Here is an 18,385-nt window from a genome sequence, read left to right on the forward strand (position 1 = left end):
CTCTGCCTGTTATCGAAATGAGCAGCGTATTGTAATTACAATTAGGTGGCATCGCGTATCGTCCGCTCGTTAGCTACCGACATGCATTCATTTTTGATCATTGCCCTACATAGCCTCAGCCGCTGGATCACTAGCTGTGCCGACGTCTTTTCGGTGTTGCCGATTGCTTTGCAGTATGCTTGTGCCTGCATGATTGGATTGATCATGAGTAATGTCTTGACTGTCATCATATATCGCATTCCGCTGATGCTAAAACACACATGGCAACAAGAGTTGGCCGAATACACGAAGCAGTCTGCATTGCGACGCATAGAGGATGATAAATACGATGCTTCATCAAATCCAGCTGATAAGCAAAAGCCTGGTTCATTAGAACAGATAGATTCGCTATCTTGCTGCAACCTATGGATGTTGAATTCACCCTGTACTGTATGCGAACATAAACTGCGCTTATATAAAAGCATTCCGTTATTGAACTTTTGTACATGGCAAGGCCGATGCTTAACATGCGGCAGATCTATTGATTGGTGTCATCTGTTCATGATACTAACCTGTCCAGTACTTGCGGCACTCTCGCTTAAAGCATTCGGCTATACGCTAACAGCACTTATTGCTTTTGCGTTTTGCGCGGCGATACTTGGAATGAGCGCTATCGATCTGGAAACTAAACTGCTACCCGATGCGCTAACGTTGCCGCTACTTTGGGCGGGACTGCTGATTAATCTACATTCGGTATTCGTGCCACTGGATGCAGCTGTGATCGGTGCGGTGACTGGATATATCTCACTCTGGACCGTCTGCTGGCTGTTCAAGCTTGTATGCGGCGGCGTGGAGGGTATTGGCTACGGTGACTTCAAGTTATTTTCTGCAATTGGCGCATGGCTTGGCTGGAACTCGCTATTACAAGTAATACTTATTGCTTCAGTATGTGGTTTAATTGTCGGCCTTAGTGCTACGCTCGCTAAGCGAATGCGCCTAACTGAGCCGTTACCGTTTGGTCCGTTTTTAGGAGTAGCAGCAGTGCTTACACTATTTTGCGGTACGCCGCTTTATCGGCTGCTAGGGGGTTAATAATGTTCAAAGTTGGGCTTACAGGTGGCATTGGTAGTGGTAAGACGGTAATTACCAATGCTTTTTCCGCCCATGGCATCCCTATTATAGATACTGATCTTATTGCGCATCGCGTCACTGCGTCAGGCGGTGCGGCAATACCTAGTATCCGGACGCAGTTTGGGGCAACTTTCATCACCGCAGAAGGTGCACTGAACCGCAATCGGATGCGTGAATTAGTGTTTAATAATATGCAAGCGAAACAACAGCTTGAGGCGAGCATGCAACCGCTAATTCGAATTGAAACGGATCGTGCAATTCAAACGGCAAGTGGTCCATATGTAGTCTGTGTTGTGCCGTTACTGGTTGAAGTAAGCGATTGGCTCAAACGTATCGATCGCTTACTTGTAGTAGATTGTACGGTTCAGACACAGGTTAAGCGTGTTATGCGTCGCAATGGCTTTACGCCTCAGCAGGTACAGGCTATTATTGCATGTCAGGCTACCCGGCAGACGCGTCTTGCGGCCGCAGATGACATCCTCCTCAATGAGACCGATACTATCGAGTTGCTCCTGCCAAAAATTTCTCTACTACATAAGCTCTATTTATACTTAGCACGCACTAGCGCGTGATCTTACGCAAATTCAAAGAAAAACATAGCGGCATCAGATTAATAATAAATACCTAGCTAACATTTGCATACCAGCGCTATCATTCCAAGTAAAATCTGCTGTTTTAGTCTTTGTATTAGTTATGCATAGCAGTACAGGTATACAAACCGTGTTACGTCTTGCTACTATAAAGTGCATATAGCTCCTAATGATATGATGACTGTTGTTTACTGCCCGACTTGCGGCAAAAAGTCGAATGGAAGCCTGTAAGTTGGTTCCGACTTTTTTTGCTCATCTCGCTGCAAGCAAATTGATCTCGGTGAATAGGCAACCGGAAAATACGCAATCGATAGCAATAACTGCCCAGCTGATAATGCCTCATAAAAGATAAGTTGGCTTAACTCAAGCTTAATCCTATTTAGGACGGGTAGCTTTTGCTAGGCAGACTCTATCCTCCCCTCTTCGGTCCCCGGTTCACCTCCCCACTGGGGTATCTTCTAAAAGAAGAACCGAACAAACCTGCGAGTAGTAATATTTACAAGGCTCACCAGAAAAACTAGTGCGCAATAGTCACATCCATCTTTTCATGTAACGCTCGAGCTATACGTTCTTAATACTTCTAGCGTGCCTATCTAAAAACTCCTGTAGCTATCTATACATGATTTGGTGGATAGCTACTTTGGCAAGCAGAAAACACGCTTCGGCTGCTCATCAGCAGTATTAATATAGGCATATGTCTGAGACACTTAACTCTACCTGACTATATCGGGTATGACTGTTGGACAACACGTAATTATCAGGTTTTCTGATGCCGGCCCGCCCAGTCTCGAGCAAATTGCCATGCTACCCGACCAGAGCGCGAACCCCGTTCTAGCGCCCAGACTAGTGCGTCGCTGCGTGCGATATTAATATCGGTATCACTGCACGAAAAATGCATCAGCCAATGCGCAACAATTGCTAAATAGTCATCCTGCTTGAATGGATGAAAACTCACCCATAACCCGAATCGCTCGGATAGAGACATCTTCTCTTCAACTACTTCGCCTGGATGAATCTCGCCATCCGACGCGAACCGGTAGGTTTCATTATCGCGTATGCACCCTGGCAGTAAGTTGCGAAGGTTTGACGTCGCATAGATAAGAACATTATCAGACTGTGTCGCCATCGAACCGTCTAGCACCACTTTTAGGGCCTTGTAGCTAGACTCACTTTTCTCGAATGATAAATCATCGCAAAATATAATAAATCGCTCAGGACGCGATGTAATCTGCTCGACGATATCACCCAGATCCTGGAGGTCGTTCTTATCAACTTCGATTAAACGTAGGCCTTGGAGGCTAAACCGGTTTAAGCAGGCGTGGATTAACGAGGACTTTCCAGTACCACGTGAACCTGTTAATAGCACATTATTTGCTGGTAATCCTCGAATAAACTGATGAGTGTTTTGCTCAATTAGCGTTTTTTGTCGATCAATATGCCTCAAATCGGAAAACTGAATTGTTGGTAGATGAACGATAGGCTGAAAAAAACTACGCCCTCGCTGCGATCGCCATCGGCATGCAATAGTCGTATCCCAGTCCGTAGTAGGCACAGCCGACAGCAAGATATCCTCTAGGCGCTTAATCAGCGCCTCAGTGCGCGTTAGAAATTGTTCAGACTTGTACATTATAGTTAATATTGAGTAGATCTAATGATCTACTAGCTGCATAGATCAGGAAGCGGCAATCAATATCGTCGCTTATATATGCAGCAGGCTAAGCGCACATGAATCGTGATTCCGCTTTTCTGTGTTATATTTTATCCGTCTTCTTTATCATAGACGGACTGACGTCTGCTAAACTTGTCTATTGGTATATAATTTCAGGCAGATTAATCTGACTAATATACATGGTATTGATACCAGCATAGTTAATCGCCTTTAGGATGCAGGCCCGCGTTTATATCCAACGTATAACTAAGGATTATAGACGAGAAAGTGGATATAGTTGCCGAAAGTAGTCAATTGGGTAAATGATACTATAATTAATAAATCATTTATCGATGTTATCGATATTAGCGCTCATATATGAATCGATTAGTCAAACCAGACACATCCGTCCTTGATGAGTAAATCTAGTGTAGACCACGTGATAAATGTATCGATGATGATACATCCTAATATTGACTGAATCATTTTGGAACGCCTTAGCTAAGTTAGTGATGACTATATATCGGATAGAAACTAAAGTTGACCTATTAAGAAAGCTTTCCATGGCACCGCTTGTATTTCTTACCACTACCGCACGGGCACAGATTATTGCGGCCTACTTTTTGGTAGAGATTGTCGCGAACAGCTACCGAGGATTGGGCAACAGCACAGTTGGGTGGTAATTCGGAGTTTGTATGGGTCGTGATCGCGGCTGCTAATACACGCGACGGCGTATTGACGACCCGTGTACAGTTAGTATATCGAAGATTTTGGTATTCAATATTTTCCACATGATCTACCTGTTCTTCATATTGTTTAGCCGCTACTCCGAGTTGCTGCGGAGTCTGGATCTGCACGTTTATAATAATATGTGTAACCTCGCGCTTAATAGCGTCGAGCATCGCGGCAAATAGTTCAAATGCCTCACGTTTGTATTCCTGCTTTGGATTTTTTTGTGCATAGCCGCGCAGGTGGATTCCCTGGCGAAGATGCTCAACCGCAGCTAAGTGCTCGCGCCAACGCGCGTCCAGCGTCTGCAACATTACTGAGCGCTCAAAGCTACTGAATACCTCTTGACCAACTTGTACCACTTTGGCCTCATGTGTTTCGTCACTCGCCGCAATCACTGCGCCTAGTATCTCGTCAACTGAAATTGTATCTGCTGCGTTTACCATTTCCTGCAACGCGAGATCGAACTGCCACTCGTTGCTCAACGCCTCCTCAAGTGCTTGCACATCCCACTGTTCCTCGATGCTGTTAGCTGGCACATAAGTGTGCACCACATCAGCCAGCACGCTGTGCCGTATCAAGCGGATCATCTCGTGGATATTCTGTACTTCTAGTAACTCATTACGCTTCCGATAAATTACTTGGCGTTGGTCATTCGCAACATCGTCATATTCAAGCAATTGCTTACGAATATCGAAGTTACGGGCTTCAACTTTCCGTTGAGCTGATTCAATCGATCGCGTTACTACACGCGCCTCGATCGCCTCGCCCTCCGGCATCTTCAGTCGGTCCATGATTGCACGTACGCGGTCGCCAGCGAAAATGCGGAGCAACGAGTCTTCAAGCGATAAATAAAAGCGAGATGAACCAGGATCACCCTGGCGGCCAGCCCGCCCGCGCAACTGGTCGTCTATTCTGCGAGACTCGTGTCGCTCGGTGCCGATAATGTGCAATCCACCGGCCATCTTAACCTGTTCATGCAGCGTCTGCCATTCATCATGTATTTGCTGAATCCGTCGTCGTTTCTCATCGTTACTAATTAAAGCCGATTCATCGATTAGGGATGCCTGCATGTCCGGATTTCCGCCGAGCACGATATCAGTGCCACGGCCCGCCATATTAGTCGCGATCGTGATGCGATTGGGGCGGCCAGCCTCAGCAACAATTGCCGCTTCACGCGCATGCTGCTTCGCATTTAGTACTTCATGCGGAAGCCCGGATTGTTTCAGCAGCTGTGACAGCAGCTCGGAACTCTCGATTGACGTAGTGCCGACTAGTACCGGCTGTCCATGCTCGAAACAGTTTCGGATATCGCGAATTACCGCAGTATATCGCTCTTGTGCAGTCTTATAGATCTGATCCAGATGATCTGTACGCTTAGACAACCGATTGGTTGGAACCACAACGGTCTCGAGTCCATAAATCTCGTTGAACTCGTACGCTTCGGTATCCGCTGTTCCGGTCATACCAGCTAGCTTAGCGTACATCCGGAAGTAATTCTGAAACGTAATCGATGCCAGCGTCTGATTCTCTGCTTGGATCTTCACATGCTCTTTCGCTTCGACGGCCTGGTGTAAGCCATCTGACCAACGCCGGCCTGGCATTAAGCGCCCAGTAAACTCATCGACGATGATGACTTCGTTTTGTACAACATAGTGCTGATCGCGGAAGAATAGTGTATGCGCTCGAAGTGCTGCATATGCATGATAGATCAGCGTAATGTTTTGTGCTGAATAGAGACTCTCACCATTGCTAATGAGGTCCCACTCAGTTAGTAGCCGCTCAGCTTTCTCATAACCGGATTCAGTTAGAAATACTGAGCGCGCTTTTTCATCTAGCATGTAATCACCGGGTTTCTCAATACCACTACCATCGGCTTTTTCCTCGCCAATCTGTCGTTCTAGCAGTGGCGGTAACGCATTCATCCGAAGATATAACTCAGTATGTTCCTCGCTTCCCCGACCCGAGATAATAAGCGGTGTGCGTGCTTCATCAATCAAAATTGAGTCGACTTCATCGATGATCGCGAAATTCATCCCTCGCTGTACGCGATCATCCATTGTATAGACCATGTTATCGCGCAGATAGTCGAATCCGAATTCATTGTTCGTGCCATACGTAATATCTGCGGCGTAAGCTTGCTGCTTTTGGTTATGCCCCATCTGTGATAAATTGATACCGACAGATAGACCCAGGGCGTGATAGAGTCGGCCCATCCATTCTGCATCGCGCCGCGCAAGATAGTCGTTAACTGTCACTATATGCACGCCCTGCCCCGACAGTGAATTTAGATATGCTGCCAGTGTAGCAACTAGCGTCTTACCCTCACCGGTGCGCATTTCAGCGATCTTGCCATAGTGCAGCACCATTCCACCGATCAGCTGTACATCGAAATGTCGCATTTTTAGAACGCGGTGACTTGCTTCTCGACACACTGCGAATGCCTCTGGCAGTAGTTTATCAAGCGACCCGCCGTCTGCTATACGGCGCTTAAATTCGTCAGTCTTCTCGCATAATTGCGCGTTCGTTAGCTGTTCAATCTGCGTTCCCAGCGTATTAATTATCGCAACAGTTTTTTGATACTGTTTAATCAGTCGCTGATTGCGACTGCCAAAAATTTTTTTTAGAAAACCAGTGGTCATCCAATCATGATCTTGAATTGACACGCATCGCTATATCCCACCATGATCTTTCGGCATATGGCGGTTCGACGGCTATGTCTGTTAGACTCAAAGGCGCATTTTATCATCGCTAACCGTGTGCTGGCTTTCCTCAGTACGCTGTTATCGACCTGCCCCCCCTAAAACCAGCGGTTGTAATATCGCCGAAGCTAGCTACCAGTGACTGTATAGTATAAATATGTTGATTCTTAGACGATCGCACGCTACCAATCCTTTTGAAGGAATGCCATGAGCCGTTATTCATCCTACCCGTCATACAAACCGTTCAAGTTACAGCCGCTCGCCGAATTCATATCGTCTAGCATCGAGTTAACTGCACTGAAAGACAGCATACGGCAAGTAGCGGTGCTGAAAACAGTGTTACAAACAATTCTGCCTAGCTACCTGGGCAGACATGTAAATGTCTGCCCAATCCAACGCCAGGTACTAACAATTTTTGCAGCGCATAATGCGCTGGCCGTCCGGTTACATCATTGGGAGCCCACGATGCTAACCGAACTACAGCAGCAAAATTTTGTTCTACGGGCGATCAAGATCCGCGTTTACCCACAGGGGCGGACTACTACTGCGGCACAGATTAAGCAAGCTCGGGTTTCAGCAGCTGGCGCTGATTCTCTTCGAAAGTTGGCTGACGAATTACATTCTTCCCCGCTACAGAAAGCTGTAGCCCGTATGGCGCAGCAGCACATGCAATATTCTAATTGTTGAAACATGCATTAGGCTATCGCCTAAAAACTAGACACCTGAGCTGTGTCCTTCATGCGTACACTGTCTTCGGATCATAGGCAAAGCCACGCGGTGCTGTTTTCTGATCTGAAAACATGACGATCTCATACGCATCTTCGTACTTAAGCAATTTACGTAATAACGCATTATTTAGGCTATGACCGGACTTATACGCAGTGTATGTTGACAACAAAGGATGGCCAACTATATATAGGTCTCCGATCGCGTCTAACATTTTATGTTTCACAAATTCGTTCTCATAACGCAGGCCATCATTGTTTAGCACACGGTATTCGTCTAGCACGATCGCGTTTTCCATGCTACCGCCTCGCGCTAGGCCTAACTCTCGCATCATTTCAACATCATGAGCAAAGCCAAATGTACGAGCTCGCGAGATTTCCCGTACATAGGATGTATCAGCGAAATCGATTTCTAGTTCTTGACCGGTTTTATCTACTGCCGGGTGATGGAAGTCAATCTTAAACTTCAGCTTAAAGCCAAAGTACGGTTCCAGTCGGGCGAACTTGTCCCCATCATGCACCTCGACTGGGCGAACTACCTTGATGAATCGCTTAGCCGCAGCTTGTTCATCGATCCCCGCTGATTGAATGAGGAATACAAACGACGACGCACTACCGTCCATAATTGGTATTTCCTCAGCTGTTACATCGACATACAGATTATCGATCCCCAGCCCCGCACAGGCGGACATCAAGTGCTCAACGGTTGATACTCTCGCGCCGCTTTTTTCTAAGACTGAAGCAAGACGCGTGTCGCCGATCGACATCGCGCTAGCCGGAATATCAATAGGCATAGCTAAGTCGGTGCGACAGAACACAATTCCGGTATTGCAAGCAGCTGGACGAAGCGTCACCTCGACTTTGCGCCCGGAGTGCAGGCCGATGCCAATCGTCTTCACGATCGATTTTATGGTCCGCTGCTTCAACATCGTCTTGACTCTTAATTGGTTACTTTAATAAATTTTTTAAGCCAATAGCCCTTATTATACTCGATTTTCAAAATTTCAGCTTTTAGAAACCCGAATAAAACTGTTTCTTATTTTCCTAGAATGAGATCTGAAACATAGGTTAGCTAAGAAGCCTGTCATTACTGCTACGTCTGTCCTCTTCGTTAGCCAAGAATCTCCATGCGCAACTAGCACTTCGACTACCTACTCGTTATTCCGTCGGAGTACAACATTGCATTTGCTATATTCGGGATTTCGGGGGTGGTATCTAGTCCGCGAAATCTACATCGCTTAAATGTTTGGGGCGGACTTACTGACTAGTTAGTAAGCTTGCTTGCGCAAGAACGCCGGAATATCGTACGTATCTACGCCTTTTTCTTGCAATGTCTGAACATGCGATGCAGCAGTTTCCCGAGAACCATTCCATACTGTTGGTGTATCTAGTACACCATAGCTAGTCCCGCTTGGCGCGACAGTATAGCTGGCTGGCTGTACCGCCATAGGATGATTATCCCTACCAGGACGTAGCAGCGTCATCGACGCCACCTGCTGCTTCTTCGTAACACGACCAAGACCGGTTGCCACGACAGTGACTCGTAATGCATCGCCCATTGCATCGTCATATACCGCACCAAAAATTACTGTCGCATCGTCGGCCGCATAGCTCTTGATCGTGTTCATAACCTCGCGAGTTTCCGATAGACGAAGTAAGCGGCTTGACGTAATATTGACTAGCACGCCACGTGCGCCAGACAAGTCTATGCCCTCAAGCAACGGACTAGCAACAGCTTGCTCGGCTGCTAGCCGGGCGCGGTCGACTCCAGCTACCGTTGCGGTTCCCATCATTGCTTTTCCTTGCTCACCCATTACGGTCTTAACATCTTCAAAGTCTACATTCACGAGGCCGTCGACATTGATAATCTCGGCAATACCGGCTACTGCGTTGTGCAACACATCATCTGCGCACTGAAAACATTTATCCATTTCAGCATCATCGCCCATCACGTCGAATAGCTTATCGTTTAGTACGACGATCAGCGAGTCGACATATAACTCAAGCTCCTGAGAGCCCGCTTCAGCAATGCGCATGCGCTTTCCGCCTTCGAACTCGAATGGCTTACTCACGACACCCACCGTTAAGATGCCTATCTCCTTTGCAATTTGCGCGACTACAGGCGCGGCACCAGTACCGGTTCCTCCGCCCATGCCTGCCGTGATAAATACCATATGCGCACCGCGTAGCACGTCGGCAATACGCTCTCGCGCCTCTTCTGCAGCAGCTTGTCCCATATCGGGTTTCGCTCCAGCACCGAGACCGGTTTTACCGAGTTGGATCACGGTCGGCGCTTTAGAACGGTTTAGTGCTTGAGCATCAGTATTCATCACGATAAAATCGACGCCCTGCACGCTGCGGTTGATCATATGCTGCACGGCATTGCCGCCAGCGCCACCGACCCCGACGACCTTAATGATCGTGCCGTTAGTTTCAGTTTCTAGTATTTCAAATTCCATTCGTGCCTCCGTCAAGTATTGAGCGACCTCGCTCGGCGTTACGCGGTGGCAAAATTAGGCCATCTAATCGCCGCACATTAACCACTGATAGCACGTGGCGAAACGACGTCAAAAATTGCCTAAAAACCAGTCTTTTATTCGGGACCATGCCCGCGTTGCAGAACCAGACTGCGTGGCCGCCTTACGCCCGCGCATACGTTGTGAACACCCCTCTACTAGTAACCCCATTGCAGTTGAATATTGCAAATTGCGTACCACATCCGCTAGTCCGCCGGTATATACTGGTACACCAATACGCACCGGTTTAAGGAATATATCCTCGCCTAACTCAACCATGCCGGCCATCATTGCCGCACCACCAGTTAATACCACACCGGACCTCAGCAACTCCTTATAGCCAGACTCGATGACCACTTGCTGAACTAGCGAGAAGAGCTCTTCCACGCGCGGCTCAATTACTGTCGATAACGCCTGACGAGATAGCATCTGCGGACCGCGTTCACCCAATCCAGGTAACTCGATCATCTCGTCGGGGTCAACTAAGGAATGCTTGGCGATCCCGTAGGTTATTTTAATATCTTCTGCATCCGGCGTCGGCTTGCGCAGTGCCATCGCGATATCGCTAGTAATCTGATCGCCCGCGATTGGGATTACTGCAGTATGGCGGATTGCACCCTCGCTAAAAATCGCGATATCGGTAGTCCCTCCGCCGATGTCGACTAGCACAACACCAAGCTCCTTCTCATCCTCAGTCAACACGGCGAGGCTCGACGCTAACGGCTGTAATATTAGATCGTTAACCTCTAGCCCGCAGCGGCGTACACATTTAACGATATTCTGTGCGGCTGAAACGGCACCTGTCACGATGTGTACCTTTACTTCTAGCCGGATGCCACTCATACCAATTGGCTCGCGCACATCTTCCTGACCATCGATGATAAATTCTTGAGTCAGAATGTGCAGCACCTGCTGGTCAGTCGAAATATTAACAGCCTTCGCCGTCTCGATTACGCGAGCTACGTCCGCGTGCGTAACCTCCGTGTCTTTAATCGCCACCATACCACTTGAATTAAAGCTATGTATATGGCTTCCAGCAATACCGGTGAATACATTGGTAATCTTGCGGTCAGCCATTAGTTCAGCTTCCTCAAGAGCACGTTGGATTGACTGAACGGTCGCCTCGATATTAACGACTACTCCTTTTTTTAAACCTTTCGAGTCGCTTTGCCCGAGCCCAATCACTTCAGGGTAGCCCTTGTCTTTTAATTCAGCGACAACGACCACTACCTTTGATGTCCCAATATCGAGAGCAACCAGCAGGTCTTTGTAGTCTTTTCTCATATCATACTCAATTGCGAATTTTGTTCGTTCATTGCGTCATGGGCGCAGCTTCTTTACCTTTGAGTCATCGAGAATAAAGCGCATTTTTTTGGCGCGAAGGGCGAACCCATTTGGATACCGCAAATCTACATATTCGATGTCGTTCCCCCAGCGTTGCATGACCATTGGCCACGCAACTACGAGTCGCCGCGCACGGCTAGCCAGGGTATCTTTGTTGCGTTCACGTCCCAGCTCTACTTGCATACCATTGGTCAATCTAACGGTCCAGGCATAGCGCGGCGATAATATGACTTCTTTGGGCTTTGCACCTATTGCCTTAAACCATTTTTGGAAATCATGGTATCGGGCAACCACCTTATACTCTGAACCCATTGGCCCAGAAAATATAGGCAGTTTTTTGGCATCGACATCATCCTGGTTTGCCGTGAATACTTCGCCATTGACACTAACCAACTGGTTGTTACCCCATATACCCAGGGGTTGATACTCCTCAAGCTTAGCTACCAATGCATTCGGCCACACGCGGCGCACACTAACTTGACGCACCCATGGAATCTGCTCGAATGCAGCACGCATTTTGTCTAAATCTACCGTAAAAAAATTACCGTGTAATCTACCTAGTACATTCTGGCGTACTATTTGCCGATTAATATGCTTAATATCGCCAGTAAGATACAGTGTACGTAACGCGAAGGCTGGCCATTGCTGTAACCACAAACCTGTACCAGCAAGCATAATCGCTATTAGCCCGGCATACATCGCACTAGCAATTATGTTGAGCTGTCGCGGATTATTCCACATGTTAGTAGCTTTGGCGACAATCCTGCATCGTGAGCGCAAGAACGCTTGCCACTAATTCACTATACGAAATGCCCACTGCGCGAGCTGCCCTTGGCAGCAAAGAGTGATCGGTCATGCCTGGCGCAGTATTCACTTCTAGAAAATACGGATTACCATCACTATCAAGCATAAAATCGGCACGCCCCCAGCCGTTGCAGGCAAGGACATCGAATGCGCGCCAGGCAAGCGTTATTAGCCGTTTCTCCTCGAGATTACTCAATCCGCACGGGATTAGATACTGGGTATCATGAGCGATATATTTTGCGTGATAATTGTAGAACTCACCGGTCGGCACGATCCTAATCAGAGGCAGCGGTAATGAACCGGCTATACACGCAGTATATTCTTCTCCACCGTCGATGCTTTTCTCTACCAGTATGAGTGAGTCATGCTGCACGGCTTGAGCTAGTATATTCGGTAGGTTGTCGGCTTCCTTAACTTTGATCACTGCGATACTCGACCCTCCGGTAGCTGGTTTGACAAACAAGGGCAACCCAAGCCTTGTAATAATTTGCCGCGCTCGAGTGTCGTAGTCTTCTCCACGCAATACTGTATCAAACGGCGGTGTCGGGATCCCGAGTTGCTGCCAAATCAATTTCATACGGAACTTATCCATGCCTAATGCCGAGCCGAGCACGCCTGAACCAGTATAGCGAATCCTGTAAAAATCGAGTACACTCTGGATCTGACCATTTTCACCATATCCACCGTGCAACGCAATAAATGCACGCTTAAACCCTTCGTCCTTAAGCGCCGATAAGGATCGCTCCTTCGGATCAAATAAATAGGCCGCTATACCGGCGTCGCGAAGCCCCTGACAGACCAGCGGGCCGGACACCAGCGATACGTTTCTCTCGGATGACTCTCCGCCATAGAGTACCGCTACTTTTCCGAATTCTTTTGGATTAATCACCTGCATTATCACGCTTTTGCTTCCTGTATAAGTCGCGCCGGCACATTACCAATCGAACCTGCCCCCATCGTCATTACAATATCGCCGTCGGCGACCACCACAGCTAGAGCATCTGAAATCTTGTCGAGAGTGTCAACAAATACCGGTTTAACTCTACCGGCCAGGCGGATAGCCCGCGCTAGCGCGCGACCATCCGCGGCCATAATCGTTACTTCGCCAGCTGCATAGATCTCAGTTAGCACCAACGCGTCTACTGTCGAGAGTACCTTGACAAAATCCTCAAAACAATCTCGAGTTCGCGTATAGCGGTGTGGCTGAAAAACAAGCACTAACCGACGGTTCGGAAATGCACCGCGCGCTGCGGCGATTGTGGCAGTGATCTCAACCGGATGATGGCCATAATCGTCGATAAGCAAGTATGTGCCGCCGCGCGTGAGCGGCACTTCGCCGTAACGCTGAAAACGTCGACTTACGCCGTTAAATTCGGAGAGCGCTGATTGAATATCGGTATCAGTCACCTCCAGCTCAGTAGCGATCGCGATAGCTGCTAATGCATTTTGCACATTGTGCAAACCGGGTAAATTCAGCACAATATCCAATGGCGCTGCATCGGTGCGATAAACAGTAAAATACATTCGTCCATCCCTAGCGTGTACCTCGGTCGCACGCACATCTGCTTCCTGCATGAAGCCATAACGAATGATCGGCTTAGATACGAACGGTAAAATTTCACGCACGTTTAAGTCATCTACGCATAGCACTGCAATGCCATAGAATGGAAGGCGATACGTAAATTTTATGAACGCCTGTTTGAGCTGCGCGAAGTCATGACTATACGTATCCATATGATCAGCATCGATGTTTGTAATAACTTCAATCACAGGAAGTAGGTTAAGGAATGATGCATCTGACTCATCAGCCTCGGCAACAATAAAATCGCCTGTGCCGAGTCGTGCGTTCGCATCCGCGCTGATCAGTCGCCCTCCTATCACAAAAGTTGGATCTAGTCCGCCAGCCGCGAGCACGCTAGCTACAAGGCTAGTCGTCGTAGTTTTTCCATGTGTGCCGGCAATCGCAATGCCTTGCTTAAGTCGCATGAGCTCCGCAAGCATAACAGCACGGGGCACAATCGGAATATGCCTATGGCGCGCTTCAAGAACCTCAGGGTTGTCATCGCGAACTGCCGCGGAAATTACAACTGCATCCGCACCATCAATATGCCTTGCATCATGACCGAACTTGACGTGGGCGCCAAGCCAGCTCAACCGATCAGTAATAATTGAGCGACTTAAATCTGAGCCGCTGACTTGGTAGCCCAAGTTCATAAGAACTTCGGCAATCCCGCTCATCCCGGCTCCACCAATTCCAATAAAGTGAATATACTTGACAATATGCTTCATTTTTTGTTTTGCAGGCCATATCGAGTATTGCGCGATTCAGATTCTACATCACGCGCAACAAGCGAAGCACATACCTGTGCAACGCGCTCAGCAGCATCGAATTGAGCTAGTTTACGCGCGCAAACCGCGACCTGTTGAAGTGACGCGCGCGTCTGTTTACCGATCCAGTCTGCAAGTTTTTCTGCGGATAATTCATTTTGTTGCATAACGTTCGCTGCGCGATGCGCGACAAGAAATGCTGCGTTGGTTGTCTGATGGTCATCGACAGCAAGCGGGAACGGTATAAAGAGTGCCGCTACGCCTACAGCAGCAATTTCTGATACTGTCATTGCGCCGGACCGACAAATGACCAGATCAGCCTCGGCATAGGCGTGCACCATATTATCAATAAATGAGAGCAGCTCGATGCAATTGGATTGCATCAGTCCCGCGTTTGCATAATACGTGCGCAATGCCGCAATATGCTTAGCGCCGGCCTGGTGTACTACATGTGGACGCTGTGCCGGATCAAGCAATGCCAATGAGCGAGGAACTATTTTATTGAGCACTGTGGCACCGAGGCTGCCACCGACTACTAGAACCCGTAATGGTCCAGTACGCGCAGCATACCGTTCTTCGGGAAGAGGTACTGAAGCTAGCTCTGCTTGGATCGGGTTACCGGTCCATTTCGCACCGGGTAGTACATCAGGAAAAGCGACCAGCACTCGGTGCGCGAATTTAGATAATAAACTATTAGCTAGACCCGCAATTGAATTTTGCTCGTGCAGCACAAGTGGAATGCGCGCGAGCACAGACATCATTCCGGCCGGAAAGGTAATATAGCCCCCCATACCAAGCACAACGTCGGGACGCGTTCGGCAAAGCACTGCGTGACTTTGTAGACACGCGCGCAGCAGGTTAAGCGGCAAGCATATCTTTTTGGCAATGCCCTTGCTGCGTACACCACTAAAATCCACGAATTCAATCTTAATGCCGTACTTGGGCACTAAAACCGCCTCCATTCCTGCTGGATTACCAAGCCATATAACCCGCCATCCTTGTGCTTGCATTTGACGTGCAACTGCCAATCCAGGAAATACATGGCCGCCCGTGCCACCCGCCATGACAAGCAGCGTGTGTACGCTCATACCTTACCTCCGCGCATTAGTACTCGGTTCTCGAAATCAACGCGCATGAGCAGCACCAACGCCATGCAGTTGAGTAAGATTCCAGAGCCGCCATAGCTAACGAGCGGTAGCGTTAACCCCTTAGTCGGCAGCAGGCCGAGGTTTACCCCCATGTTAATAAAAGTCTGTGTGCCGATCCATAGACCGATGCCTTGCGCAGATAATCCAGAGAATATGCGATCTAGTGCAAACGCCTGGCGGCCGATCTGAAACGCACGCCGTATGATTACATAAAATAGCAAGATTACGACGACTACACCCAAAAATCCAAGTTCCTCGCCGAGGACAGCGAGAATAAAGTCGGTATGCGCTTCAGGTAGATAGCTCAGCTTCTCAACGCTACCGCCTAGGCCAACCCCAAACCACTCGCCGCGTCCGAATGCGATTAGTGAATGAGTCAGTTGGTAGGCCTTTCCTTGTGCATAGCGGTCGTCCCACGGATTGAGATACGCAAAAATGCGCTCTCGTCGCCACGGCGAGAGCCAGACTAGCATGCCGAACGTACCAATAGCGGTCAATGCCAAGCCGATGAAAAGTCGTGCGCTGACACCACCTAGGAATAATACGCCCATCGAGATAGCCGTAATCACCATGAACGCCCCCATGTCTGGCTCTAATAAAAGCAGCGCACCAACTACGCCAACTGCGAGCGCCATCGGTAAAAAACCTTTGGCAAACTTATGCATGTACTCCTGCTTACGAACCGTATAGTTAGCTGCGTAAATTGTTACCGCCAATTTCATAATTTCTGACGGTTGTATATTCGTAATACCAAAAGAAATCCAGCGCCGCGCGCCGTTCACGCCTTTACCTAGATAAGGTATCAAAACAACGACTAGCAATAACAACGCGACTAGGAAAATCCGTGGTGCGTATTTATCCCAGGTCTTGAGTGGAATACGGAACGCTATTAGCGCGCCAAATAGACTAGTCACGAGCGACGCAATATGCCGCACAAGAAAATGGTATGGCATATAGGTTGAGTACTTAGGCGAGTCAGGCAGAGCGATAGATGCCGAATACACCATGACTAGTCCGAGCGACAACAGCGCAATTGTTGCCCAGAGCAGCGAGTGATCATAGTCATGTATATGCGAGCGCAACGGGCGGGTGCCGCTGCTCACCATGCTATCCAACCTCGTGCTGTGTACTGGAATAGCTGCACTGGTGGTGCAGCTAGCTGGATCAATAGGCGCTTCGTAGTGGCGCGGAGTAAACCTTGATGCAATCCACTTTACCCAGCTCATAGCAACGCTCCTTTGTCGGCCGCAATATTCTTGACTTCGCTGAGGAATACCTGCGCACGCTGTATATATCCGGAAAACATATCTAAGCTCGCGCACGCTGGAGACAGCAGCACCGCATCCCCAGGCTGGGCGATAGCTGCTGCGGCACGCGTTGCAGCCTGCAGGCTTGGATGTAAGGTTAGCTTGACACTAACATCAGATAGCGCTGTGCGAAGCACAGGCGCATCGCGGCCAATGAGCATTACGGCTCGGCACCAGCGAGATACTGGTGCTATAAGCGGTGCAAAATTTTGAGATTTACCGTCACCGCCTGCAATTAATACGATCCGTTGTGCAAGGCCATCGAGCGCCGCTACAGTTGCATCGACATTAGTGCTTTTGCTATCATTGATGTAATCTACCCCATCAATCGATCCAATCCACTCAACACGATGCCGCTCGCCACGGTACTCACGTAAACCGTGTAGTAACTCCTCGAGCGGCAGACTGATCGACTGGGCTAAGGCAAGTGCGGCCATTGCATTTGCTGCATTATGCAAGCCGCGAATTCGCATGGCATTAACAGGAAAGAGTCTCTTAACCGTAATATCAAATGGCAGTCTGCTGCTCTTGTGGCAGCAATGTATCGCGCGTTGTTCTGATGTACCCTTACAATTATACGCCTGGACAATCCAGGTAATGCCTCTGTCGCGTTGAATACCGTAGTCACCATTATTCTGTGGAAAGTCGAGTCCAAAGAGCTGATATGCTACATTAGCACCGTCAGGCGGCAAGAATGCCATCACGCGAGCATCTCCGCGATTCAATATACGTAACGAGTGAGGCCCGAAAATTCGGGCCTTTGCAGTAGCGTAGGAATCTAGTCCGCCATGCCAGTCAAGATGATCCTGTGTGATGTTTAAAATGACTGCTGCATCGGGTTCAAACGTATAAGACATCTCGAGTTGAAAGCTGGAGAGCTCTAGTACCCAGACGTCCGGCAATTTCTCTAAGTCAATAACATCTGACAGCTTATTTAGCATAGATGGACTAATATTGCCAGCTACCGCGACGCTCTTGCCAGCCTGCTCGCACAGCAGGCCGGTTAATACCGTGGTCGTCGTCTTTCCGTTTGTCCCGGATATCGCTAGCACCTTAGGCCGGTAGCCGTCGTTGGCTAATACGCGCAATGCTTGCGCAAAAAACTCTAATTCACCCCATACCTCAATACCACGCTCGTGCGCTACACTCATTAAGGCAGCTAGATTAGCGCTATGCGGCGATAAACCAGGGCTAATAGCCACTAACTCAATACCATCATCTAGCAACTCGGGACCGAACTCGCCACTGATGAATGGAACATCGATGCCTAGAACTGCTAATTTCGACAGATTCGGTGGCGCGACTCGAGTATCAGCCACAAGCAATCGGCAACCGTGGCGCGCACACCAGCGGGCCATCGCTAACCCCGATTCGCCGATCCCTAATACGAGGATTCTTAGGCGTTGGTGCTCTCGGAATCTCTCACCGAACATC

At 48.6% G+C, this 18,385-nt stretch carries 13 protein-coding genes and 1 pseudogene; 3 read left to right on the plus strand and 11 right to left on the minus strand.

All coding sequences use genetic code 11. The features are described from left to right. Positions 1-81 precede the first annotated feature (81 nt). Both GJV44_RS02155 and coaE read left to right on the plus strand, forming a co-directional pair. Positions 82-1,071, plus strand: coding sequence for a prepilin peptidase (locus GJV44_RS02155; RefSeq protein ID WP_226806067.1), 990 nt, complete (start codon positions 82-84; stop codon positions 1,069-1,071). 2 nt (positions 1,072-1,073) lie between these two features. Further along, the gene (gene coaE, locus GJV44_RS02160; RefSeq protein ID WP_226806069.1) at positions 1,074-1,682 is read left to right on the plus strand and encodes a dephospho-CoA kinase; all 609 of its coding nucleotides are present in this window, start codon (positions 1,074-1,076) and stop codon (positions 1,680-1,682) included. A 775-nt stretch (positions 1,683-2,457) separates the two neighbouring features. Here coaE and GJV44_RS02170 read toward each other — a convergent pair. Then, complete coding sequence (locus GJV44_RS02170) at positions 2,458-3,327, minus strand: ATP-binding protein (protein WP_226806071.1); 870 nt, start codon at positions 3,325-3,327, stop codon at positions 2,458-2,460. Between the two features lie 569 nt (positions 3,328-3,896). After that, positions 3,897-6,719, minus strand: a complete 2,823-nt coding sequence (gene secA / locus GJV44_RS02175) for a preprotein translocase subunit SecA (protein WP_226806875.1) — start codon at positions 6,717-6,719, stop codon at positions 3,897-3,899. A 267-nt stretch (positions 6,720-6,986) separates the two neighbouring features. Between secA and GJV44_RS02180 the strand changes: the two genes are divergently transcribed. Then, complete coding sequence (locus GJV44_RS02180) at positions 6,987-7,466, plus strand: DciA family protein (RefSeq protein ID WP_226806073.1); 480 nt, start codon at positions 6,987-6,989, stop codon at positions 7,464-7,466. 49 nt (positions 7,467-7,515) lie between these two features. On the opposite strand, the gene lpxC is transcribed toward GJV44_RS02180, so the two are convergent. The 9 genes and pseudogenes from lpxC to murD form a co-directional block, all read right to left on the minus strand. After that, positions 7,516-8,433 carry a UDP-3-O-acyl-N-acetylglucosamine deacetylase gene (lpxC, locus tag GJV44_RS02185; protein WP_226806075.1) on the minus strand — a complete coding sequence of 306 codons (918 nt, stop codon included), beginning with the start codon at positions 8,431-8,433 and terminating at the stop codon, positions 7,516-7,518. 339 nt (positions 8,434-8,772) lie between these two features. Next, positions 8,773-9,963, minus strand: coding sequence for a cell division protein FtsZ (gene ftsZ, locus GJV44_RS02190; RefSeq protein ID WP_226806077.1), 1,191 nt, complete (start codon positions 9,961-9,963; stop codon positions 8,773-8,775). A 108-nt stretch (positions 9,964-10,071) separates the two neighbouring features. Then, positions 10,072-11,304, minus strand: coding sequence for a cell division protein FtsA (gene ftsA / locus GJV44_RS02195; RefSeq protein ID WP_226806079.1), 1,233 nt, complete (start codon positions 11,302-11,304; stop codon positions 10,072-10,074). A 36-nt stretch (positions 11,305-11,340) separates the two neighbouring features. Continuing rightward, positions 11,341-12,105 carry a cell division protein FtsQ/DivIB gene (locus GJV44_RS02200; RefSeq protein ID WP_226806081.1) on the minus strand — a complete coding sequence of 255 codons (765 nt, stop codon included), beginning with the start codon at positions 12,103-12,105 and terminating at the stop codon, positions 11,341-11,343. A gap of 1 nt (position 12,106) precedes the next feature. Then, positions 12,107-13,063 carry a D-alanine--D-alanine ligase gene (locus tag GJV44_RS02205; protein WP_226806083.1) on the minus strand — a complete coding sequence of 319 codons (957 nt, stop codon included), beginning with the start codon at positions 13,061-13,063 and terminating at the stop codon, positions 12,107-12,109. Between the two features lie 2 nt (positions 13,064-13,065). Continuing rightward, positions 13,066-14,457, minus strand: coding sequence for a UDP-N-acetylmuramate--L-alanine ligase (gene murC, locus GJV44_RS02210; protein ID WP_226806085.1), 1,392 nt, complete (start codon positions 14,455-14,457; stop codon positions 13,066-13,068). Next, positions 14,454-15,584 carry an undecaprenyldiphospho-muramoylpentapeptide beta-N-acetylglucosaminyltransferase gene (gene murG / locus GJV44_RS02215; protein WP_226806087.1) on the minus strand — a complete coding sequence of 377 codons (1,131 nt, stop codon included), beginning with the start codon at positions 15,582-15,584 and terminating at the stop codon, positions 14,454-14,456. Before murG ends, murC begins: the two co-directional genes overlap by 4 nt. Then, a pseudogene (gene ftsW / locus GJV44_RS02220) lies at positions 15,581-16,741 on the minus strand (putative lipid II flippase FtsW); the annotation flags it as partial. The pseudogene ftsW and the gene murG, both read right to left, overlap by 4 nt. A 125-nt stretch (positions 16,742-16,866) precedes the next feature. After that, entirely contained in the window at positions 16,867-18,384 is a 1,518-nt protein-coding gene (murD, locus tag GJV44_RS02225; RefSeq protein ID WP_226806092.1) for a UDP-N-acetylmuramoyl-L-alanine--D-glutamate ligase, read from the minus strand. Between the last annotated feature and the right edge of the window lies 1 nt (position 18,385).

It is taken from the genome of Candidatus Vallotiella adelgis, assembly GCF_020541305.1.
Taxonomy (GTDB): Bacteria; Pseudomonadota; Gammaproteobacteria; order Burkholderiales; family Burkholderiaceae; genus Mycetohabitans; species Mycetohabitans adelgis.